General features: G+C 62.7%; 28 protein-coding genes. 8 read left to right on the top strand and 20 right to left on the bottom strand.

Annotated elements, in window-relative coordinates:
- Positions 1-207: 207 nt before the first annotated feature.
- The 12 genes from FFI94_RS22115 to FFI94_RS22070 all read right to left on the bottom strand — a co-directional run bounded on the left by FFI94_RS22115 (position 208) and on the right by FFI94_RS22070 (position 6328).
- Positions 208-516 (bottom strand): hypothetical protein, encoded by a 309-nt coding sequence (locus FFI94_RS22115; RefSeq protein ID WP_138869689.1) that lies wholly within the window; start codon positions 514-516, stop codon positions 208-210.
- On the bottom strand, positions 513-1118 hold the full coding sequence (locus FFI94_RS22110) for a hypothetical protein (protein ID WP_138869688.1): 606 nt from the start codon (positions 1116-1118) through the stop codon (positions 513-515). Before FFI94_RS22110 ends, FFI94_RS22115 begins: the two co-directional genes overlap by 4 nt.
- Positions 1115-1837, bottom strand: a complete 723-nt coding sequence (locus FFI94_RS22105; protein ID WP_138869687.1) for a hypothetical protein — start codon at positions 1835-1837, stop codon at positions 1115-1117. Before FFI94_RS22105 ends, FFI94_RS22110 begins: the two co-directional genes overlap by 4 nt.
- Positions 1838-1843: 6 nt before the next feature.
- The gene (locus FFI94_RS33795) at positions 1844-1993 is read right to left on the bottom strand and encodes a hypothetical protein (RefSeq protein ID WP_185993282.1); all 150 of its coding nucleotides are present in this window, start codon (positions 1991-1993) and stop codon (positions 1844-1846) included.
- Positions 1993-3399, bottom strand: a complete 1407-nt coding sequence (locus FFI94_RS22100; protein WP_138869686.1) for a ParB/RepB/Spo0J family partition protein — start codon at positions 3397-3399, stop codon at positions 1993-1995. Before FFI94_RS22100 ends, FFI94_RS33795 begins: the two co-directional genes overlap by 1 nt.
- Positions 3396-3722: a hypothetical protein gene (locus FFI94_RS22095; RefSeq protein ID WP_138869685.1), complete on the bottom strand. Its 327-nt coding sequence runs from the start codon at positions 3720-3722 to the stop codon at positions 3396-3398. Before FFI94_RS22095 ends, FFI94_RS22100 begins: the two co-directional genes overlap by 4 nt.
- 1 nt (position 3723) lies before the next feature.
- Positions 3724-4926, bottom strand: a complete 1203-nt coding sequence (locus FFI94_RS22090) for an RtcB family protein (RefSeq protein ID WP_138869684.1) — start codon at positions 4924-4926, stop codon at positions 3724-3726.
- On the bottom strand, positions 4923-5225 hold the full coding sequence (locus tag FFI94_RS22085; protein WP_144298295.1) for a hypothetical protein: 303 nt from the start codon (positions 5223-5225) through the stop codon (positions 4923-4925). The genes FFI94_RS22090 and FFI94_RS22085 overlap by 4 nt, the downstream gene beginning before the upstream one ends.
- A gap of 53 nt (positions 5226-5278) precedes the next feature.
- A complete protein-coding gene (locus FFI94_RS22080; protein ID WP_138869682.1) occupies positions 5279-5506 on the bottom strand; it encodes a hypothetical protein in 228 nt (75 codons plus the stop codon).
- 140 nt (positions 5507-5646) lie between these two features.
- Complete coding sequence (locus tag FFI94_RS34330) at positions 5647-5781, bottom strand: hypothetical protein (RefSeq protein WP_260684235.1); 135 nt, start codon at positions 5779-5781, stop codon at positions 5647-5649.
- Positions 5778-6047: a hypothetical protein gene (locus tag FFI94_RS22075; RefSeq protein WP_138869681.1), complete on the bottom strand. Its 270-nt coding sequence runs from the start codon at positions 6045-6047 to the stop codon at positions 5778-5780. The genes FFI94_RS34330 and FFI94_RS22075 overlap by 4 nt, the downstream gene beginning before the upstream one ends.
- Before the next feature lie 71 nt (positions 6048-6118).
- Positions 6119-6328, bottom strand: coding sequence for a helix-turn-helix domain-containing protein (locus FFI94_RS22070; protein WP_138869680.1), 210 nt, complete (start codon positions 6326-6328; stop codon positions 6119-6121).
- Positions 6329-6470: 142 nt separating this feature from the next.
- On the opposite strand from FFI94_RS22070, the gene FFI94_RS22065 reads away from it, so the two are divergent.
- The 5 genes from FFI94_RS22065 (at position 6471) to FFI94_RS22045 (ending at position 8779) form a co-directional block, all read left to right on the top strand.
- Complete coding sequence (locus FFI94_RS22065; RefSeq protein WP_138869679.1) at positions 6471-6743, top strand: hypothetical protein; 273 nt, start codon at positions 6471-6473, stop codon at positions 6741-6743.
- Positions 6744-6762: 19 nt separating this feature from the next.
- The gene (locus tag FFI94_RS22060) at positions 6763-7500 is read left to right on the top strand and encodes a 1-acyl-sn-glycerol-3-phosphate acyltransferase (protein WP_138869678.1); all 738 of its coding nucleotides are present in this window, start codon (positions 6763-6765) and stop codon (positions 7498-7500) included.
- 72 nt (positions 7501-7572) lie between these two features.
- Positions 7573-7806, top strand: a complete 234-nt coding sequence (locus FFI94_RS22055) for an HTH domain-containing protein (RefSeq protein WP_138869677.1) — start codon at positions 7573-7575, stop codon at positions 7804-7806.
- Positions 7807-7810: 4 nt separating this feature from the next.
- Positions 7811-8359 carry a Clp protease N-terminal domain-containing protein gene (locus tag FFI94_RS22050; protein ID WP_138869676.1) on the top strand — a complete coding sequence of 183 codons (549 nt, stop codon included), beginning with the start codon at positions 7811-7813 and terminating at the stop codon, positions 8357-8359.
- Positions 8360-8398: 39 nt separating this feature from the next.
- Positions 8399-8779 (top strand): phage holin family protein, encoded by a 381-nt coding sequence (locus FFI94_RS22045; protein WP_138869675.1) that lies wholly within the window; start codon positions 8399-8401, stop codon positions 8777-8779.
- On the opposite strand, the gene FFI94_RS22040 is transcribed toward FFI94_RS22045, so the two are convergent.
- Positions 8780-9649 (bottom strand): 1,4-dihydroxy-2-naphthoate polyprenyltransferase, encoded by an 870-nt coding sequence (locus FFI94_RS22040; protein WP_138869674.1) that lies wholly within the window; start codon positions 9647-9649, stop codon positions 8780-8782.
- A 61-nt stretch (positions 9650-9710) separates the two neighbouring features.
- On the opposite strand from FFI94_RS22040, the gene FFI94_RS22035 reads away from it, so the two are divergent.
- Entirely contained in the window at positions 9711-12896 is a 3186-nt protein-coding gene (locus FFI94_RS22035; RefSeq protein WP_260684234.1) for a BTAD domain-containing putative transcriptional regulator, read from the top strand.
- 9 nt (positions 12897-12905) lie between these two features.
- Here FFI94_RS22035 and FFI94_RS22030 read toward each other — a convergent pair whose 3' ends face one another.
- Complete coding sequence (locus FFI94_RS22030; RefSeq protein ID WP_138869672.1) at positions 12906-13733, bottom strand: ABC transporter permease; 828 nt, start codon at positions 13731-13733, stop codon at positions 12906-12908.
- Positions 13730-14737, bottom strand: a complete 1008-nt coding sequence (locus FFI94_RS22025; protein ID WP_138869671.1) for an ATP-binding cassette domain-containing protein — start codon at positions 14735-14737, stop codon at positions 13730-13732. Before FFI94_RS22025 ends, FFI94_RS22030 begins: the two co-directional genes overlap by 4 nt.
- A 175-nt stretch (positions 14738-14912) precedes the next feature.
- Between FFI94_RS22025 and FFI94_RS22020 the strand changes: the two genes are divergently transcribed.
- The gene (locus FFI94_RS22020; RefSeq protein WP_138869670.1) at positions 14913-15806 is read left to right on the top strand and encodes a type IV toxin-antitoxin system AbiEi family antitoxin domain-containing protein; all 894 of its coding nucleotides are present in this window, start codon (positions 14913-14915) and stop codon (positions 15804-15806) included.
- A 54-nt stretch (positions 15807-15860) separates the two neighbouring features.
- Here the strand turns inward: FFI94_RS22020 and menE are convergent, their stop codons facing one another.
- Genes menE through FFI94_RS21995 form a run of 5 tightly spaced genes read right to left on the bottom strand, consistent with a single transcriptional unit; the run spans position 15861 to position 19155 of the window.
- Positions 15861-17000, bottom strand: a complete 1140-nt coding sequence (gene menE / locus FFI94_RS22015; RefSeq protein WP_138869669.1) for an o-succinylbenzoate--CoA ligase — start codon at positions 16998-17000, stop codon at positions 15861-15863.
- Positions 16997-17302 (bottom strand): DUF3349 domain-containing protein, encoded by a 306-nt coding sequence (locus tag FFI94_RS22010; protein ID WP_033235450.1) that lies wholly within the window; start codon positions 17300-17302, stop codon positions 16997-16999. Before FFI94_RS22010 ends, menE begins: the two co-directional genes overlap by 4 nt.
- Positions 17303-17306: 4 nt before the next feature.
- Complete coding sequence (locus tag FFI94_RS22005; RefSeq protein ID WP_138869668.1) at positions 17307-17636, bottom strand: DUF3349 domain-containing protein; 330 nt, start codon at positions 17634-17636, stop codon at positions 17307-17309.
- 55 nt (positions 17637-17691) lie between these two features.
- A complete protein-coding gene (locus tag FFI94_RS22000) occupies positions 17692-17955 on the bottom strand; it encodes a hypothetical protein (RefSeq protein ID WP_138869667.1) in 264 nt (87 codons plus the stop codon).
- A 6-nt stretch (positions 17956-17961) separates the two neighbouring features.
- A complete protein-coding gene (locus FFI94_RS21995; protein ID WP_138869666.1) occupies positions 17962-19155 on the bottom strand; it encodes an inorganic phosphate transporter in 1194 nt (397 codons plus the stop codon).
- A gap of 262 nt (positions 19156-19417) precedes the next feature.
- Between FFI94_RS21995 and FFI94_RS21990 the strand changes: the two genes are divergently transcribed.
- A complete protein-coding gene (locus FFI94_RS21990; RefSeq protein WP_138869665.1) occupies positions 19418-20842 on the top strand; it encodes an ABC transporter substrate-binding protein in 1425 nt (474 codons plus the stop codon).
- Positions 20843-20849: the final 7 nt, after the last annotated feature.

The following is a 20849-nucleotide window of genomic DNA, read 5'->3' as shown; positions in this document are numbered from 1 at the left end:
TGTGGAAGGCACCAGTGCACATGGTTGCGGTGCTGACGCTTTCGCGCCCGATGCTTCATCTTCGGGAAATGCTTTGGTGTCCGAGGGAGTTGGCCGCTACTCATGACTTGCCTCCGGTGTCTTTGCGGATCATGCGGGCAATAACGGTGATGAAGGTTCCGACGGCGACGAGTGCCACGACGGCCGCGATTGCTGCGATGTCTTCGATCACGCGGCATCAATTCCGGATAGTCGTGCGTTGGCCGGCAGGTAGTAGCAGACGATTTGATCGGTCGGGAGAATCCACTCGTCGGTGACGGTGCGGACTGCCCACCAGTCAATGTCGTCGGCGTCGCGGCCGGCGTAGATGACGCTGCAGTCAATCTCGGCGTAGATGATGCGGCCGTTGCGGGCTACTCCGATCTCACGCAAGAGTTGGACACCGGAAGGTTTTGTCGGTGGGGCACTCCAGCCGAGTGAGGTGTCGGGGAGGGACCAGTTGCCCGACAGTGGTGATGCGACGCTGGTTTCGCTCATGCGGTGGTTCCGTGCGCGGCGTCGGAGAGCGCATCGATGCGTGGCAGTCGGTCGCCGTAGATGGACGGGCTGCGGAGTGCGCTTTCTCGGTAGCTTTCGAGTCCGGCGCAGAAGTCGGCGCGTTCAGCGGTTGTCAGCTTGGGCCACACGGGAGGTAGGACTGCGGGGTCGTCGCCGTAGATGGCTTCGCTGGCGAGTTCGGTGCCGACGTTGACGACTCGGAGGTCGGCGCGGCGGTCGTAGAACGCTGCCTTGTAGAAGATGGCTACGCGGCGGACTCCGCGGGCGTCGAGCAGGTATGAGTGCATGGCGTGTTCGGATGCTTCACGGGTCCAGCCGTCAGGGAGGGTCGCGTGCACGAACAGTGGGTCACCTGCGACGGGTTCGCCGCGGACGATTCCGAGCGCTTCGAGGAGTGGCCACTGGTCGGTACCGCCCTCGGAGTTGTAGTCGTTCGCTGCTTCGGCTGGGAGGACATCGGAGTGGACGAGCTGTGCCTGGCCCGCGGCTTCCATGCCTTCGATGTATCCGGTTTGGCCTTCGCTCATTACTCCCGCGAGGTGGAGCATGTCGTCGCGGTTAGAGGTGTTCTCGACAGTCATTTCTGGGTGTCCTGTTCTCTTTGTTTGGCTTCGACTTCGGCAGGTGTGGGGATCCGGGCGTCCCATCCGGATCTCCATCGGGCGAGTTCTTCCTTGACGGCAGGGCGGAGCTCGGGTTGCGGCATCCGGCCGATGAATGATTCGCCGCAGCGAACGATGATGGAACTCGACGTTCGGACTGTTTCGAAGGTGAAAGGTTCGTGGTAGCAGGCTGCTGCTGCGTGGAACTTGCGGACCAGAGAGTCACCGACAAGGAGCCAGTCGATCGGGCGCGGCCGTGAGTGTTGTGCGTGCGCGAATGATGCTGGGATGTCGGGGAACTTCTCTTCGGCGGGTAGCCGAATGACGGTGAGAGATTCTTCGCCCGCGAAGAGTCCCGATGCGTCGGTGATTGTGATTTCTTGTTCGGTGGTGGCGATGCAGAGTGTGTGTTCTGGTTCGTCGCCTTTGGTGCGAACGGCTTTGAATACGGTGAGGATTTTCTCGACGTCGGTGACGCTGATGTCGATGGTTTCCAGTTCTGGTTCGACATGGCTGACGACGGAGACGACTGCCCAGCCGACTGTGTGGGTGTCGGTGGCGGTGATGTTGATGTTGACGGGGCCGACGTCGAGTCGTACGCGGGCGAGGGATGGGTAGTACTTCCCGTTGGATGCGTGCGCGACGGTGGAGATGAGTCCGGCGCGAAGGTCGTTGGTTTCTACGAGGATTTTTGTCATGGGGTGTCACCTCCTTCGTGGTGCGGGGATGGGGATTTCGAGTTGGCCGGCGATGGGTCGGTGTTCTTCTGGGCGGTCGACCCATTTGTGGATCTGTGCGCGGCGTTCGGCGGGGAGGGTGTGCCACCATTCGTCGGCGGCTCGGGCTGCGTCCATCAGCTTTTTGCTGCGTCCGTGGCGAATTGGGTGAGTAGGTCGGCTTCAACGTCGGACCATTCGTAACCGAAGGTGGTTCCGAGTTCGTCGCGCCAGGGTGCGGTGTTCTTGCCGAGGTAGCTTCGGTATTGCCACCCGGTGAGCTGTTCGAGGCTTTCCTCGGATTCAACGGAATCGGCCACCCGCAAGGCGACAGCGAGCTGGTTGACAGTGAGGCTGTACGCCCACAGTTCGAGGTCGTTGTCGCTCACTGTGTCCGGGTTCAGTCCGGCGATACCGGCGAAGATGAGGATCTGATCGGCGTCGAGAAATCCGAGTTGGCTGGCGAGCAGGCGGCGGAGGCACTCAGCGGCGATGTCTGTGTCGGCGTTGGAGATCGAGTTCTTGAGGTGCGCGCGGCGGACTGGTGTGGCGGTCTTGAGGTCGGCGGCGAGCTGGTTAGCTGCTGCGATGTCGGCTTCGACTCGGGCTCGGTCGGCCTCGAGGTCTCGGTCGGTCGCGGCGTCGACTGCGGTTGTGGTCTTTTTACCGGCAGGCTTCTTCGGGCTGCTCGCTCCTGCGGCGACAGTTGCGTCGACGAGACGGTGCCACTGCACTTTGTCAGGGTTGCGGAAGGGGAAGGTGACTGCGACGTCCTCGGATGTTGCGTCATCGGGTCGTTCGTCGAGTTTCTGCCAGACTCGGTCCAGTCCGACTGCTTCGGCGCGGAGTCGGTGTTCCTCGAGTCCGTCGTCGTCGAGGACCTGGACGCCTCCCGCGGTGAGTTCTTTGGTGCGTTTGGTGACGGCGATGAGGTGGGTGGTGTCTTCTTTGGCGCGTCCGACAGCCCAGGACCAGTTCCTGGTGCCGACATACTGGGAGAGCTGGTCGTAGATCTCGGAGTACTTGCTGAACCCTTCGAGGATCAGGGCTTCGTCGAGGGTGACCTCGCGGGCGATGACGCGGTCGCGGAGTTCGGCGGGTCCGGAGGCGATCTTGACGCGCGTCCGGATCAGCTTGGCGGTGCGGCCGGTGCGCTTGGCGAGAACTGCGGGCTTGATACCGAGGTCGAGCAACTCTTGAAATGCGTCGCCCTCTTCGATCGGGTTGAGGTCGGTGCGTTGCAGGTTCTCGGTGAGCATCGCCTGCAGCTGGTCGGCTTTGTCGGTGAGGTCGTCGCGGACGAGGCACGGCAGTTCGTGCAGACCGGCCTTTCCTGCGGCTGCGTGGCGTCTGTGACCGGCGATCAGGACGTAGGTGCCCTTGGTGTCGCCGGGTGCGACGACGAGGGGCTGCAGGATGCCGTCCTCTTTGATCGACGCGGCGAGCGGGGCCAGGTCGGTCAACGTGTGGCGGACGTTGCGGGGGTGCGGAACGATCTGCGCGAGCGTCAGACTAACGATGCGTGGGGTGGCGGCGGTGGTCATCGGTATCTCCGTCGAGGTCTGCGAGGCGGGGCAGGGATGTCGAGAACGACGTGTGCTGGTTTCGGGTTGTATGGCTTGTGCGCAGTGCAGGTTTCGGCGTGCCGCATCCACAGGGCTTCGCCGTCGGCGTGGGCGTTGTCGAGTGCGGTTCCTTTGAGGATTTCTCCGCGCAGGACGGTCTTGTCGGCGGTCCCTGATATGTGCTGGCGAACGGTGCCGTGGTCTGGGTCTGGTGAGATGTCCACGGGTATTGCTTTGCCGTCCAGGCGCATGGGTTGGAACCAGCGGATGTCGAGTCCGCAATCTCTGCACTGCGCCGCCATGTCAGGTTCCCTTGACGTTCAGGATTTGTCGGAGGGTGTGGGTGATCTCGACGAGGTCTGCGGCGTCTGCCATTACGACGTCGATGTCCTTGTACGCGTCGGGTATTTCGTCGACCCATTCGTCTCCGTGGCGGTATTCGATGCCTTCCATCCGCTTCGCGAGGTCGTCGGCGTTGAAGCGTTTGCGTGCTTCGTTGCGGGAGAACAGTCGGCCGGCGCCGTGGGGTGCGGAGTAGAGGCCGGACTTGTTGCCTTTGCCGACGACGACGTAGGAGCGGGTGCCCATGGATCCGGGGATGACTCCCTTGACGCCGGTGTGGGCGTTGATGGCGCCCTTGCGGGTTACCCACACGTCCTCGTTGAAGAGGTGTTCCTGCTCGGTGTAGTTGTGGTGGCAGTTGATTCGGTCTTCCTCGATAACGGCGGCGCCGATCCACTGACCGAAGACGTGGGCGAAACGGTCCATCATTTCGGCGCGGTTGAGGTGCGCGAACTGCTGCGCCCACCACAACTCGTTCAGGTACGCCTGGAACTGCGGGATACCTTCGGGGAGGTAGGCGTGGTCTTTGTCGGCGAGTTCGATGTGCCATGTCTTACAAAGCTGTTGAGCTATCTTGATGTGCTTCTTGGCGATCTTGTTTCCGACGCCCCGCGATCCGGAGTGCAGGAACAACCAGACGCGGTCTTCCTCGTCGAGGCACAGTTCGATGAAATGGTTGCCGCCACCGAGCGTGCCGAGCTGCTCACGCCACTTGGGCGAGTGCTCCAGGTCCACACGCCGCGACTTCGCTGCCTCTTCGAGCAAAGTGATCTTCGATGCCGCGTACCAACGGTCGAGCGAATCAGCGTCGTTGTAGTTTCCGGCCGACACCGGGATCGCACACTCGATTTCACGACGGAGGTCACGAAGAATCCAAGGATCGATGCGTCCCTTGGCTTCAATGTCGTCTTTCGTGAACTGTGTTCGGACGGCGATCATTCCGCACCCGATATCTACGCCGACTGCGGCAGGGATGACAGCACCCTTCGTGGGGATGACCGTTCCGACGGACGACCCGCTGCCGAAGTGCGCATCTGGCATCAGTGCGATGTGCGGGTACATGAACGGCAACTGCGAGAGTTCGATCGCCTGCTTGGCTGTCTGGTCGTCGAGGATCGATGCGAAGCTCAGGACGTGGCTTCCGGGGAGTTGGGTCGGTGTCATGACGGGCCTTCCGGAGTCTGTGTCTGCTGGTGGTAATGCATCTCGTGGGCGGTGATCGCGGACGCGAGTTCCATTGCTGTGTAGGGCGAGATCGGGCCGGTGGTCCGGATGGCGAGTTCGCCGGCGTCGTTGACGGTGAAACCGGCTTGCTCGTCGATCGAGCACCACGGCAGCGTCGGGGTCTGGGGCAGGTGGACGATCATCACCTGTGGTCCGAGCGCATTCGCCATATCTCGCAGGTCCTCGACGCTCCATTCGGCCGCTGGGGAGCGGCGGATGTGCAGCCAGTCGCAGCTCACACATGGCTCGTACCGATCCGGATGCACAGCACAGCGATGCTCAGGTGGGACGCTCACTGGATTAGTCCGTGATCTGTTGCGAAGTAAGCGATTCCGCATCCGGCGAGGACCGCTGCGGACAGTGTTCCGAGTACTCGCCGACTCATGCCGGCGGTTTGGATGCGGTGCCGGCCTTTGTCTCGGCTGAGAGCTTTGCGTTGTTCGTCAATGAGTTCGGCGGCTGCGTCGAGTTGTGGGCTCGGCAGAGTAATGATGTCGTCGGAGATCCTGGTCCGTGGCATGGCGAGTCTTCTTTCGCGAGAGAAGGATTGAGGGTGGATCAACCGGGTCGGGCGTCGAATCTGTTGCAGTCGCCCGCCCCGGGATATCCCTGCGCCAACTACCCGTGGGCAGAGGCAGCGAAGGGACGATTAGCGACTGCCTAGTCGATATCGCCGATCAAGACGCCTGCGGCCCAGTCGACAGCGGACCCGACGACGAGGACTGTGACGGCGAGACCGATGACGTGAAGGCTGATGCGGAGTCCGAGGATGAGCAGCTCGGCGGCGGCGATCATGCTGCACCGGCCATCATGAGGATCTGGTCGCCGTAGGCCTCTGCTGTGCCGCCTCCGACGTATTCGATCAGGTAGTAGCCACCGTGGCGGTAGTCGACGCCCTGGGGTGGCTGGGCGGGTGTGATGGTGTCAACGGGAATGGTGCCGTCGAGGTGGAAGGCGACTGGGTTCGGTGACGAGAAGATGTGCGTGAGGACGTTCTTCATCGGCTCGTTCAGTGTTGCAAGGTATTCCGGGTCGATCAGGGGTGCCGGATGCTGGGCCATGGCTTTCCTTTTCATGGTTAGGGCGTTGCCCGTTCGGTGTTCGAGCACCGGGCGGGCTTTTTTCTGGGCATTTACGCTGCAGACGTGCCGGCATGAATCTCTGAATGCCATTGCCGAAGGGCTTCCCTGGTGACCGTTACTCCGGTCTCCGCAGAGAGGGTGTCGGCGATTTGCCGGTAGCTGAGCTTGGCGGGGGTATTGCGTTGGCGTTCGATCCACTCCCGTACGTCTTCTCCGAGAGCTGCAGATGCGGCAGCCCTGGGGGTCGTTGTCGGTTGCATGTCACGAAAGGTACGTCGTTTGTTGCAGATCATGCAACTAAATAGTCAAGATGCATAACAAAACCATTACTACATCACTGTAATTTTCCGTGTTTGACCAGTACACTTGCGAGTGCGGCAAGTTACATGCAAGATTGTTGACATGACCACGACGGAACGCCCGACACAGACACTTCGTGAGCGCATTAGCGCCAACGTGCTGACTTTGATGCCCAGCCGTGGTTTGCGCCGAGACAATGACCTTGCCGAGCTCCTCGGCTGGACGACAGCGAAGACGAGTCGCTGCCTTCGGCGCAACGCCTGGCAACTGGACGACCTCGATCATGTAGCCGAAAAACTGGGGGTAGATGTGGCTGATTTGACCAAGAATCCGTTCGATTATCTGCCGAGAGTAGGCAAACCTACGGAACCGTAGGTTGTGTATCGTTTGAGCGATGGACGCTCCCGAGGTTTCGCTCGACAACTATGAGGCCGTGTACGAGTACTACCGGGTTCATCAGCAGAATCGGTTTGTAGCGAAGCTCGCGTATGCCGGCTTGGCGCTGAAGTATCGTCCCCGAGTCACCTATGCGCCCGGCGCGGAGGCGGCGTTGAAAGCGCTACTCGAGCGCGGGGCGCAACTGGTCATCGCTGTCAATCACCTCACGGAGAGTGACCAATTCACGCTTGCGGCGACGGCGTGGCGCACGCCGCTGCGGCGGGTGATCGGGCGGACTCGCGTACTGGCCAAGGATGAGCTCTTCGTTGATCCGGCCCAGCGTAAGAAGGTCGACATGATGGGCAGTATTCCGGTGTTCCGCAGTAAGAATCACGGTCTGCGCGCGGTGTCGGACGCTGGTCGCGTGATGATGGACGTCGCGGCGGAGAGACTGAAAGACGGTGACTGTTTGGCGATTTTTCCCGAGGGGACATGCAATACCGTGGATCCTCGGACGCTGCAGCACGTCAACAGTGGAATCGGCCACATCGTCTCGCGCGCAGAGAAATTGGGATGTTCGCCTGCGCTCCTGTCGGTCGGCATCAGCTACGGGCCGGAGGCGGGTCACGTCAAGAGTGCTCGGGTTTTCATCGGGACTCCGGTAGCCGACCTCGGTGGGAAGCCGATGGACATTGCCCGCGTCGTCGCGGGTGATCTGCAGCGTGCGGTGGACGGCGCCGTGGCCAGTTACTGATCCCCGCCTGTCCTCCGAACGCATGTGTCAACTTTGGTTGACGCCCGCATGTTGTCAACCTATATTGACAACATGACCGAAGCGACCTCACTCGCCACCGCCGCAGGAAGTCCTGACCCAGCCGAGGGACTGCGGGCCGTGCGGGCACTGCGACGACTCCTCGAACGACTCGAAGCCATCCAGGTTGCCAACGCGCGCAAGCAGGGATGGTCGTGGCAGGCAATCGCCGAGACTCTCGAAGTGAGCCGTCAGGCCGTCCACAAGAAGCATGCAGGCGCAGAGTCGCCACGAGGCAAAGGCAGGTAGGGAAATGTTCGAGAGGTTTACTGCAGACGCCCGCGCCGTTGTCGTCGACGCAGTCGCCGGCGCCGACCAGGTGACTCCCCAGCAGTTGTTGGCGGCGTTGCTGACGACTGATCGCGGTATCGCCACCGCGACCTTGACCGACGTCGGCGTCACCGCGGAATCCGTTCGCAGCGAGACTCCGCCGTCCCACGACCTTGATCAGGACGCCGACGTGCTGGCATCGATCGGCATCGACCTGGCAGCAGTTCGGGAGAGTCTCGAGCAATCATTCGGGGAGGGTGCACTCGACGACGCCGCCGTGCCCGCCGGGATCGGTTCGCGTCGTGGCAGATTCGTCTTCCCCCGCTCGCGATTCGACAAGAATTCGAAGAAAGTTCTCGAACTGTCACTGCGGGAAGCGGTTGCGCACAAGAGCAGCCACATCGGAGCCGAGCACATACTCCTCGGCATCCTGCGTGTTGCCGACGGTCCGACACGCACGGCGCTCGAAGCGCAGGTCAGCATCCCGGAGATTCGTCGTCGGTTGGAATCTGCGATGACTCGAGCGGCCTAGACACCACGACATGACGGGGTCGTGTGCCAGCATTCAGATATGACATTTCTGGCACGTCTCATAGTCAACGGAATAGCTATCTGGCTCGCCTCCATGTGGGTCACCGGAATCACTATCGACAGCAATCAAGACGACACCTGGGGAAACATCCTGGTCATCGCCATAATTGCGCTGATCTTCACCGTCGTCAACGCCTTTATCAAGCCATTGCTGAAGCTACTGTCCCTCCCGCTGTTGATTCTCACTCTCGGGTTGTTCACGCTGGTCATCAACGCGCTCATGCTTCTGTTGACGGCCTGGATCTCGACGTCACTGGACGCCGGCCTGACCGTCGACGGATTCTGGACTGCTGTGTGGGGCGCACTGATCATCTCGATCGTGAACTTCGTGCTCAGCGCGTTTGTGCCCGAGAATCGCTGATCAAGCCAGGCTGAGCGCAACTGCCGTCGTGGCACCCCAGACAAGCATTGCGAGTCCGGTGTCGCGCAGGGCCGGGATGAGGGCCATACCCTGACCGCCAGAGCGCAGTGGTGCGTTGGCTCGGACTGCGAGTGGCAACGCAAGCAGTCCGAGCAGCGCCCACGGCGTTCGCAGAACCAGCAGCAGTGTCGCGATGAACGGGACGGCCAGCAAGACGATGTGCAACGTGCGGGTTTTTGCGTCTCCGAGTCGCACGGCGAGTGTGATCTTGCCGGATTCGGTGTCCGTCGGGATGTCTCGCAAGTTGTTGGCCACAAGAACTGCGCTCGAGAAGGAACCGACGGCAACCGCGCCGGCAAGTCCGGCCAGATCAATGCGTTCTGCCTGGACGAACTGAGTTCCCAGAACCGCGACCAGACCGAAGAACACGAATACGGCGATCTCGCCGAATCCGCTGTACCCGTACGGCTTCTTGCCGCCGGTGTAGTACCAAGCGCCGATGATGCAGAACACGCCCACCGCGACCAGCCACCAGGCCGTTGTTGCGGCCAGGACAAATCCGGCGACAGCCGCCACCGAGAAGCAACCGATAGCTGCGGCCTTGACGGTGCCGGGGCTGACAATCTTCGATCCGACCAGGCGAATCGGCCCGACACGATCGTCGTCTGTCCCGCGAATTCCGTCGGAGTAATCGTTTGCGAAGTTCACCCCGACGATCAAAGCCAGGGCAACGATCAGCGCGAGGAGCGCCTTCCACCACACTGCATGATCCAGTGACGCCGCTGCTCCGGTGCCGACCAGCACCGGGGCAATAGCATTCGGGAGGGTGCGCGGTCTCGCGCCTTCGATCCATTGAGCAGCTGTAGCCATGCATCGATCTTTGCACTGTGCCATACGATCGAACGCGGTGGATCAGGACAAGACTCGAGACGTGACTGGCATAGCCCTGCTCGGCCCCGTGGCAATCAGGGCGGCGGATGAGTGGGTTGGAGTGCCTGGCCCGCGAGCTCGCGCCCTGCTCACTGCGTTGGCGCTCGATCCGGGGCAACCGTGTTCGCCCCAGAGCCTGATCTCCGACATCTGGGGGTCGGAGCCGCCACGCTCGCCGACCAACGCTTTACACACGCAGGTATCCCGGTTGCGATCCGCGCTCCCCGAAGGCGCCCTGGAAGTGACATCGGCCGGCTATCGACTCACGGTGGCGCGGGAACATGTTGATCTCGCACGAGCGGAAGACGCGGTCCGATCCGTTCGCGGCGCTGACGTGCATCCGGGGGAGCTCCTGGCGAGAGTCACTGCAACTCTGAGTCTCTGGCGGGGGAGCCCCGGCGCGGATGTCGTCGGTCCGGCGGGGGAGCAGTTGGCGGCGCGTGCCCAGGGCCTGCGCGACGAACTTGTCGCGCTGCGATTGCGCTCCCTTCTCGAGCGCGGGGATTTCTCCGAAGCACTTCTACTGGCGCGTGAAGCTCACGCCGACAATCCTTTCGACGACGCAGCTGCCGGGAACCTGATGCGGGCGCTCGCCGGCTCGGACCGCGTCAACGAGGCGCTCGAGATGTTCGCGGTACACCGAGAGCGTCTGGCTGACCGGTTGGGTGTTGATCCGTCGCCGGCTCTGGTGGCGCTCAATGCGGACTTGCTCGGTGCGGCTGCCACGCCGGTCCGGAGTTCCCGGGCGATCGGTCTGCGTGCGGCGCCCAATGCCATGTTCGGCCGCCGAGACGATATCGACAACCTCGAGTCACTCCTCGAACGGTCTCGCGTCGTGACGATTCTCGGACCCGGCGGCGCGGGAAAAACCCGGCTGGCACACGAATTGGGTTCGCGGGCCTCGGCGCGCACGTCCGTTGCGCTGGTCGAACTGGCATCGTTGCGAAGCAGCGACGACGTGATCGCGGCCATCGGCAGCACCCTCGGAATCAGTGAAGCAGATCTGGCACCTGGCCGACTTACCGTCGGGCGAACTCATTCCGCCCGCGAGCGATTGGTCGAAGTGCTTTCGGCCGGACCGATGACATTGATACTCGACAACTGTGAACATGTGATCGGGGCCTGCGCGGACATCGTTGCCGAGATGATCGCAGCCAGTGCTCAGCTGACCGTTCTCACCACAAGTCGATCTCCGCTCATGCTCAGTGCCGAGGTCGTCTACCCGCTGCCTCCGTTGGAGATTCACGGAGATTCCGGATCCGCGGTCGAATTGTTCGCCGCTCGGGCCAGGGCAGTGCGACCGTCCGTTCATCTCGATCTGGTGGCCGTCGGAGTGCTGTGCGCGACGCTCGACGGGTTGCCGTTGGCCATCGAACTCGCAGCCGCTCGCGTGCGAACGATGAGCGTCGAGGAAATTTCGGCGCGGCTGAGCGATCGTTTTGCGCTACTGCGTTCAGGTGACCCCACGTCACCGGATCGCCATCGCACTCTGCACGCGGTGATCGACTGGAGTTGGAATCTGCTCGGCACCGAGCATCGAGTGGCATTGGCGCGGTTGTGCCGATTCCCGGCAGGTTTCACGTTGGCGTCGGCGCAATCGGTCGCAGAGTGGGATGGAGTGGGCGACGTAGCCGACGCGATCGAGGCTCTGGTCAACCAGTCGTTGCTCACCGTTGTCGACGGGCCGAGCGGGTTGCGCTATCACATGCTCGAGACGGTTCGTGAATACGGCGAGGAGAAACTCGCCGAGCTCGGTGAGGGAACGGAAGTCCTTCGCCGACGCGGTGACTGGGCCGTCGCGATCGCCGAGAACGCGCGACTGCGGGCACGGTCCGATCAGGTGCGCCTGGTCGGTGAGATCGACGCCGAACACGACAATCTCCTTGCCGTTCTGCGATGGGCCGTCGACGACGGCGATGCCACGACGACAGCGAGCGTCTTTCCGGTTCTCGGGATGCTCTGGTCGATTCGCGGTGCGCACACGGAAGTATCAAATTGGGCGCCGAAGGTGATGGAAGCAACCCGAGATCACGATCTTCGCAGCGTCACGGGCGATTTGGCGGCCACGACGTTCATGTTGGTGGCGATGCACCTGCTGTTCGGCGAACTCGGGCGCGAACATGCTCGGGCGCGGGTCCGTCTCCGAAAGATGCTGCGCGAGAGAGATGATCTGCGGCCGATCTTCGTCTTTTTCATCCGCTTGCTGAACAGTCCGCGGTCCGGGTACGGCGTCGCGCGGTTGCTCGCGGACGGAGTCCGTAGCGCTGACATCGAGACACGGACGGCGGCGTTGTTCGCCCGGTCGAACTTGCGCGAGAACATCGGCGACGTGCGGGGTGCTCATCGTGATGCCGAGAACCTACTTCGGTACGCCCGAGAGATCGGAGACGAGTGGGGTGTCGCGATGGCCGCTCAACACGTCGGCTCGATCCACAGTCAATCGACAAATTACGGCGAAGCTGTCGAGTACTACGCGCTGGCAGTAGCGGCCAGTGAACGTCTCGGCGCCCACGACGAGGCATTGCAACTCATCGGGTTTCAAGCCAGCGCGTTGATTGCGAGCGGAGATTCCGTCGGCGGACGCGCGTTGTTGGACGAGCTGCGACCCGCCGTGGCGCAGATCAGCGCCAACGCAACAATGGAGAACCATCAGCGTCGGGCAGCGCTACTGGCCAATCTTGCCGAAGCCGACCTGGCGGACGGCAATGTCGAACTCGGCCTGCGCCAGTATCGAGATGCGCTGAATTCGCTTGGCGGCGCGGTGGAAAACATCTACGGCGATCCGTTTGTCATCCTGCTCAGCGCTGCCGCGGTGTGCGCACACGCACAGGCCGGGCAGTCGGCGAAGATTGCGGATCACGTGCAGCGGATGGTCGAGTCGAGTCTGATCAAGTTGCATCCCAACGGATATACCGACTTGCCGTTGACAGGGGCGGTCGCGGCGGGCGTCGGTGCCTACGATCTGTCCGTTGGTAACACCGGTCCCGGCACGGAACTGTTGGCCCTGGCCGTCGTGATGCGAGGACGGCAGGATTTTGCCTCACTGCAGCACGCTCGACTGACCGCCCTTGCGAGCGAAATTGTCGGTGAGGAACAGTGGCTTTCCGCGGTGAACAAGGTTTCGAGATACCCGCGCGCCGCAATCCGCGAAGCCGTTCTCGACGCGCTTCGCGGATCGCGGGCGTAATCGCCTCGCTCAGGTCTTGCGCATGTACATCCGTACCGTCAGTGGTGCCATGACAGCCACGATGACCGCCGCTCCGACGAGCGACCACACCACGTGGATACCGAAGTGCCCGTCATTCGCGAGTTCGCGGACAGCAGTCACCAATTGTGAAACCGGATTGACGTTGACGAACTTCTGAAGCCAGCTCGGCATGGTGGCAGGATCGACGAAAGCATTCGACATGAACGTCAAGGGGAACAGCACGAGCATCGAAACACCCTGCACCGTAGACGCTTTGTTCATCATCACGCCCATGAGCGCAAAGATCCAACTGATCGAGAATGCGCACACCATCACCAGAATCGCGGCGGACAGGATGCCGATCGCACCACCGGCCGGGCGGTATCCCATGGCGAAGCCCACGATGAACGTGATGGTGGTGGCGATTCCGTACCGCACGACGTCGGCGAGCAGGGCGCCGGAGAGGGGAGCGATCCGGGCGATCGGCAACGACTTGAAGCGGTCGAACACACCCTTGTCCATGTCTTCGCGAAGCTGAGTGCCGGTGACGATGGAACCGGTGATGACCGTCTGGACGAGGATGCCGGGAATGATCGTCGGCAAGTACGCCGTGACGTCGCCGGCGATGGCGCCGCCGAAGATGTACGTGAACATCAACGTGAAGATGATCGGCTGAATGACGACGTCGAACAGTTGCTCGGGATTGTGCTTGATCTTGAGAATGCCGCGGTACGCCATCGTGAACGTGTTTGCGAAACTCTGCTCGAGACTGATTCGTCGCGGAGCCGAAGTGGGATCGGCGACTGGGGATTTGGTAGTGGTGAGGGTAGTGGTCATGCGGGAATCCGATCGGAATTGTTGTCGGAATCGGCGTCGTTGCGGCCACCGTCTTCTGGTTGATGTCCGGTGATGGTGAGGAACACCTCGTCCAGACTGGGTTTCTGCACGTTGATCTCCTCGACGGCGATACCCCGCTCCCGCAAGCGAATCAAGAGATCGGCGGTTACGGATGGGTCGCTCAGCGGGGCAGTGATCCGGCCGACCTCGGGTGTGACACCCACCTCGACTCCGAGCATCGACGCGATGACGGATCGAGCCTCGTCGGTTCGATCACGCTCGACGAGTTTGAGGTGCAACGACGAAATGCCCACCGACGCCTTGAGTTCATCGGCAGTGCCGTTCGCGATCACTCGGCCACGGTCGATCACCGCGATCCGGTCCGCCAGCTGATCGGCCTCGTCCAGGTATTGCGTGGTCAGCATGACCGTCGAGCCCTCGGCAACCAGTCGCCTGATCGTCTCCCACATCTGGGCGCGAGTACGCGGGTCGAGGCCGGTCGTGGGTTCGTCGAGGAACAGCAGAGGTGGGCGGGCGATCAGGCTGGCCGCGAGGTCGAGGCGTCGACGCATACCGCCGGAGAAGTTCTTGAGAGGTTTGGCCGCGGCCTCGGTGAGGTCGAATTCCTCGAGAAGTTCGAGTGATTTCTTGCGGGAGTCCTTGCGGCTCAGACCGAGCAGACGGGAGAAGATCACCAGGTTCTCGGTGGCCGTCAGGTCCTCGTCGACGGACGCGTACTGCCCGGTGACGCCGATCAGGGATCGCACTGCCACGGGCTCGCGGCTGACATCGCGACCGAAGATGCGGGCCTCACCGCCGTCGGGGCGTAGGAGGGTGGCGAGCATGCGAACGGTGGTGGTTTTGCCCGCGCCGTTGGGGCCGAGTACTCCGAACACCGATCCTGTGGGCACGGTGAGGCTGACACCGTCGACGGCGCGTTGCTCGCCGAACATCTTGACTAGCCCCTCGGCCTCGATGGCAAGAGGCGAAGCTGTGTGGTTCATGAGATCAAGCGTGACAGAGTGCGCTTGCATTTGCCTTGCGTGGAACTTGCGCACCCATGCAAGGGTGACAGTGCGCAGTGTTCTCGACGCTGACGGCGTTCTCCACAGCGGCATCGTTATCCCCAGCCGAATAATCGCTGGCGATAAACGTCGATGGAGGCGGCACGCTCGCCACATGGGAATTCTCACGCGGGCACAGGCCCATCGGGACGGTATCAGCGACGAACAGTTGCAGCGGGCGGTCAAGCGCGGTGAGCTGCACCGAATCGCCGCGGGAATCTACATGCGGGCGGATTACTACCGCGAACTCGATGCGCGGGCCCGTCACCGCCACACCGCCATTGCCGCTGCTGCGGCCTGCGGACCAGGCGCAATCCTCAGCCATGTATCCGCGGCTGTGATGCACGGTCTCGACTGCGGCGCGTTGGGTCTCAATGTTGTTCACGTGACGCGGAGTAGAAGCTCAGGTGGGCGAAAGAGTGCCAGCTTCCACCTACACCCGGCGCCGTTGGTTCCGGAGGAGATCGTGGTTGTCGACGGTGTGGCAACAACATCGCTGGCGCGCACGTTTGTCGATATCGCGCGCACGACGTCGTTCGAGAATGCGGTGGTCATCGGTGACTGTGCGCTGCGCCGGGGGATGAGACGTGAGGACGTGGCAGTCGCGCTCGAACGATTGCACGGCCGCCGCGGAATGAGCCGAGCGCGGGTCGCGGCCGAGTTCATCGAACCGGGTGCCGAGAGTCCAGGGGAGTCCGTCAGCAGGGTTCGTATGCGCGCCGACGGTTGGCCGCCGCCGATCTTGCAGCAAGAGATCCGCGTCGTTGGACGGTTTGTCGGGAGGGTCGACTTCTTCTGGAAAGAACACGGTGTGGTGGGCGAGTTCGACGGGATGGTGAAGTATCGCAGCGAGAATCCGGGTGCGGTGGTGGAGCGCGAGAAGCTGCGTGAGGATGCAATTCGCGACGCGGGGTTCGAGGTGTTCCGGTGGGTGTGGGCGGATCTGCGGGACTTCGATCGGGTGCGGGAACGCTTCGATCGGGCGTGCCTGCGCGGCGTCGCGCGCTGATTCTGCAGCCGCAGGGCTAGTTCGGGCTGCGGCTGAACATTCGGCCTGCGGGAGCTAGCTGAACCTGGCTACCAGGGCGGCCCGGTCGAGCTTGCCGGGACCGCGCACGGGTAGTGCGTCCACGATGAACAACTCGCGCGGCGCGGCCGTCACATCGAGTGTCCGCTGAGCATGCGCGCGCAGTTCGTCGAGAGTCGGGGGAGCGCCATCGGGCACAACACACACCACTACCCGTTGGCCGAGACGCGGATCGGCGACGCCGATGACAGCGCACTCCCGAACAGCGGGATGATCAGCGAGGGCGGCTTCGACCACCTGCGGCACCACGGTCAGCCCGCCGGTGGAGATCGCTTCGTCGAGGCGCCCGCTGATGCGCAGAACGCCGTCGACCACCGAACCGGCGTCGTCGGTACGAAACCAGCCGGGCTCGGCGAAGGCCGGGTGATCCGGGAGCCCCCGATACCCGGATGCGAGCATCGGCCCGCCCAGCAGAACCCGGCCGTTGTCGATGCGAATACGGGCCCCGGCCAGCGGGATTCCGTCGTACACGCAGCCGCCGGCGGTTTCGCTCATGCCGTAGGTCCGCACAACCGTGATGCCAGCAGCGGTGGCCTGCGCGAGAACCGGTGCGGGAGTTGCGGCTCCACCGAGCAGTACGGCGTCGAGGGACGCCAGCGCGTCGACGGCACCGGGATCAGCAAGCGCTTTGATCAACTGCGTCGGGACCATCGACGTGTACTTTCGCGGGCCGCTCATCGCGGCAACCGCAGCGGGAAGCGCGGCGGGATCAAAACCTGTGCTGACGTCGACGACAACGGGTTCGGTTCCGGCAAGTGCGCTGCGCAGCAGAACCTGCATACCCGCGATGTGGTGCGGCGGAAGGACGAGTAGCCAGGAACCGGGCCCGCCGAGGTGCTCGTGGGTGGCCTCACCGCTCGCGCGTAGTGCGTCGGCGCGCAGCATCGCGCCCTTCGGCGTGCCGGTGGTTCCCGATGTAGCCACGACCAGGGCAATGCCGTCGTCGATGGGTTCGCCGGGGTGCAGAGCGTCGGTGAGCCTGGCGGTCTCGAGCGAATCAGCGGCCGGGACAGGAAGGACGGCAGGGCTTGTGCCGTCGAGGATCCGGGCGATCCGCGGCAGAACGCCGCGCACAGCCTCACCCTGCGGAACGGGCAGTGCTTCGAGAATGTTCACCGCCGAACGTCCGGTCCGGCCAACGGCCAACCGCCGGCGGCAAGATGACTGCGGACACGATCGACGTCGGTCTCCAGAGGCATTTCGTTAGTGATCTTGGTGATCAGGACCTGGATGTCGGTCTTCTCGATCGGGAGATCACCGTCTTCGATCAAGGCGTCGGCAACCGCGTCGACCTCTGTCTCGGAGAGTCGACGCGTCAGCAGAGCAAACAGCGGAATGTAGTCCTGTTCGGGAACGCCGTTGGGATAGCCGGCCCGCAACCAACCGACTATCGAGGTGAGGAAGGGCGGAAGGGCCATGACGTCAGCTCACGTCTCGAACTTCGTGTTCGGCGTCGTCGGTCACGGGCCACCCGCCTGCGCGCAGACGCGCGGTCACACGTTCGACGTCCTCTTCGGAGGATTCCTCGTTGAGGATTCCCGCGATGATCGCCCGGAGCGTGTCGTAGTCGACGTGCCGATCCGGAACTTCGTGCGCGGATTCGATGGACATCGCGACGACCTGCTCGATTTCCTCGTCGGTCAGGCGTCGACGCAACACGGCGAGCAGCGCAAAATGATCCTTGTCCGGGATTCCTTCGGGGTATCCCGCCCGCAGCCAGTCGAGCACGCTGCGCAATGAATACTTGCTCAAATCCTCGGCCTCTTTTTCGTTTCGGTGGTGGAGTCGGATCGCCCGTGCACCCGGTTCAGAAGACGTTGATTCCGAACGTGCTGGCCAGGAAGTTCTTCATCAGCAGCAGTATTCCAGCGAAGATCGTGATCAGCACGACGGCAAAGCACAGATACGCTCCGGCCCTGCCGAGCGGTGTGGGTCCGTCGGTGCCGTCGGCGTTCTGCAGACTCAGCGATTTGAGGCCGAGCGCAAAGATCGCGGGCAATCCGGCGCCGAAGAGCAGCCCGACGGCAACTACCTGCCAGAGCGATTGGAGAGTGTCGGTGAGGAGATGCATTCTCGTCTACCCCTTTCCGGAGTTGTGGGTGGTCTCGACGGTCGGCGTCGGATCTGCGACGGGCACAGCTTGATTCTCGTCCCACTCAGCGGTCACGTTGGCCGCGTCGACGGGTTCTTTACGCGAACGCACGTACATGAAGACCGCGAAGGCGATCAGTGCGGCGAAGACGACCAGAACACCGGCGAGTCCGCCGATGAAATGGGCGATTGCCCAGCAGATCGCGCCGACGATCGCGGCGGACGGGAGAGTGATCAACCACGCAGCGCCCATGCGTCCGGCGACGCCCCAGCGAACTTCGGCGCCCTTGCGTCCGAGGCCGGTGCCGAGGATGGATCCGGTGGCGACGTGGGTGGTGGACAGGGGGAGTCCGAGGTGGCTCGACGTAAGAATGATTGCGGCCGAGGATGCTTCGGCAGCGAGTCCCTGCGGTGCGGAAATCTCGACGAGTCCCTTGCCCAGCGTGCGGATGATTCGCCATCCGCCGAGGTAGGTGCCCAATGCGATAGCGACGGCACACGTGAACTTGACCCAGAACGGCATCTCCGTCTCGGCGGTGATTGACCCGTGAGCGACCAAGGCCAAAAAGATGACGCCCATTGTCTTTTGGGCGTCATTGGTGCCGTGCGCGAGGGAGATCAGTGAAGCGGTGCCGATCTGACCGAAACGGAATCCGCGCTCACGCTCGTCTTCCTTGACGGATGCGGTGATCCGGTAGACGAGCTTGGTGCCGACACCCGCAACAAGTGCTGCGACCACGGGGGCGAGGAGAGCCGGGACGACAACCTTGGTGAGGACGCCACCCCACTCGACGCCGCCCATTCCGATGGAGGCGATCGCCGCGCCGATCAATCCACCGAACAGAGCGTGGGACGAACTCGACGGAAGGCCGAGCAACCACGTCGCCAAGTTCCAGATGATGCCGCCGACCAGACCGGCAAAAACGATCAGCAGAAGGTCCTGCCCGCTGACGGCGCCGAGGTTGACGACGCCTTTTGCGACGGTCGCCGCAACTTCGACGGACAGGAAGGCACCAACCAGGTTCAGGATTGCGGAGAGTGTGACCGCGACCTTCGGTTTGAGTGCACCGGTGGCAATGGATGTGGCCATTGCATTGCCTGTGTCGTGAAATCCGTTCGTGAAATCGAACGCGAGGGCGGTGACAACTACCACCAGGAGGATTACGAGCTCTGCGGTCACAACGTGAATTGTGCGTATCGAACGCGTAAATGTACAGCCAACGCGATGTGACCTTCCGGCTCATGCGGTAGAGGCGGGCGCGTGGGCTGCGCCGCTGCAGCTGAGGGCGTGTTCAGCGACACTGCGCTGAACTCTTGTGTTGCGTTTCACTTCTCCGTCTCACTGACCGGGAAAGCACAGTCGTCGTCCTTTGAACGCTGATTACCTACGGCACTGAGCGCGCTGTCCGGCAGCGCACGTGTGTGAGAAGGAGAATCTCGAAGTGAAGCCCAACAAGACCGCGAAGCTGGTTGTGGCACTTGCCGCAACAGCTGCATTGGTCTCTGCCTGTGCCGGCGACCGAGGCGACGACCCGTCGGCCACGTCGAACGGTGCATCCGTTGCGACGGCCGACGCCGTGTCGAAGAGTTCCGATGCAAAGTTCGGAACTCTCGCCTCGCCGTGTGGCGACGGCGATGCAAAGGGCGCCACGGATCAGGGTGTCAGTGACACCGAGATCAAGATCGGCTTCGGCGACGACCGCGGCTACGTGAAGTCACCCGGCCTGAACAAGGAAATGAGCGACGCGGTCAACGCCCTCATCTCCTGGTGCAACGATCAGGGCGGCATCAACGGCCGCAAGGTTGTCGGCACCGACTACGACGCAGCGATGACGCAAGCGAACTCGGTCATGCAGGAAGCGTGCGCCAGCCAGTTCATGATGGTCGGCTACGGCTTCGCGATGGACCAGACCGCAGAGCAGACCCGCGTGGCCTGCAACTTGGTGTCGGTTCCCGGTTTCACGGTGTCACCTGACGCTGCCAACGGCCCGATGACCTTCCAGGGCGTGCCGTTCCCCGTCGACTACGCCAACGGTTCGCAGTGGTTCCAGATGGCTGAGATGCATCCGGATCTGGTGAACGACTTCGACGTCGTCAACAGCACGATGCCGACGATCATCTCCTCCACCACCAAGATTCGTTCGATTGCCGAGGCTGCGGGCTTCAAGCTCAAGGACTGCGGCGTCACGCTGAACTACGACGGTGAATCCAGCTACGTCCCGTTCGCCGAGAAGTACAAGGAATGCGGCGTCAAGGGATTGTGGACGTCTCGTTCGGCGGTTCCGGCCGAGTTCAACTTCGTCAAGGCCCTCGACCAGGTCGGCATCGATCCGATCTTCTTCGGTGAAGCCACGTGGTACGGCGACGCCGTCAAGGCGTGGAACAAGGACACCGGACTGCTCGACAACCTCAACGCCGGCATGACGTTCCAGATGCTCGAGAACGCGGACAAGGTTCCGGCTGTGAAGCAGTACGCAGACCTGGTCAGCGAAGAAGGTGGCAAGACGGCACTCCTCGGTATGCAGGCGGCATCGTCGTTCCTGCTGTGGGCTACCGCGGCGGATGAGTGCGGTAGCGATCTGACGCGTCAGTGCATGGTCAACGAGCTCTCGAGCATCCATGAGTGGGATGGCGGCGGATTGCACGCCGTCACCGATCCGGGCAAGAACATGCCGGCCACCTGCGGCCTGATGACCGCGCTGACAGGCGACGAATACTCACAGGCTTTCCCGACCACGGCCGGCGAGTTCAAGTGCGACCCGAAGTACATGGTTGCCACGGACAAGAGCACGTGGGGCACCGAACTGGGTGCCGATCGCATCTCCACGAAGTACCAGAACGCGAATGTGATCAAGCCGCAGTCCTGATCGACTT

This window comes from Rhodococcus sp. KBS0724, from assembly GCF_005938745.2.
In the GTDB taxonomy this organism is placed as follows: domain Bacteria; phylum Actinomycetota; class Actinomycetes; order Mycobacteriales; family Mycobacteriaceae; genus Rhodococcus_F.
The sequence above is the reverse complement of the archived record's forward strand: the minus strand, read 5'-3'. Positions and strand labels throughout refer to the sequence as shown.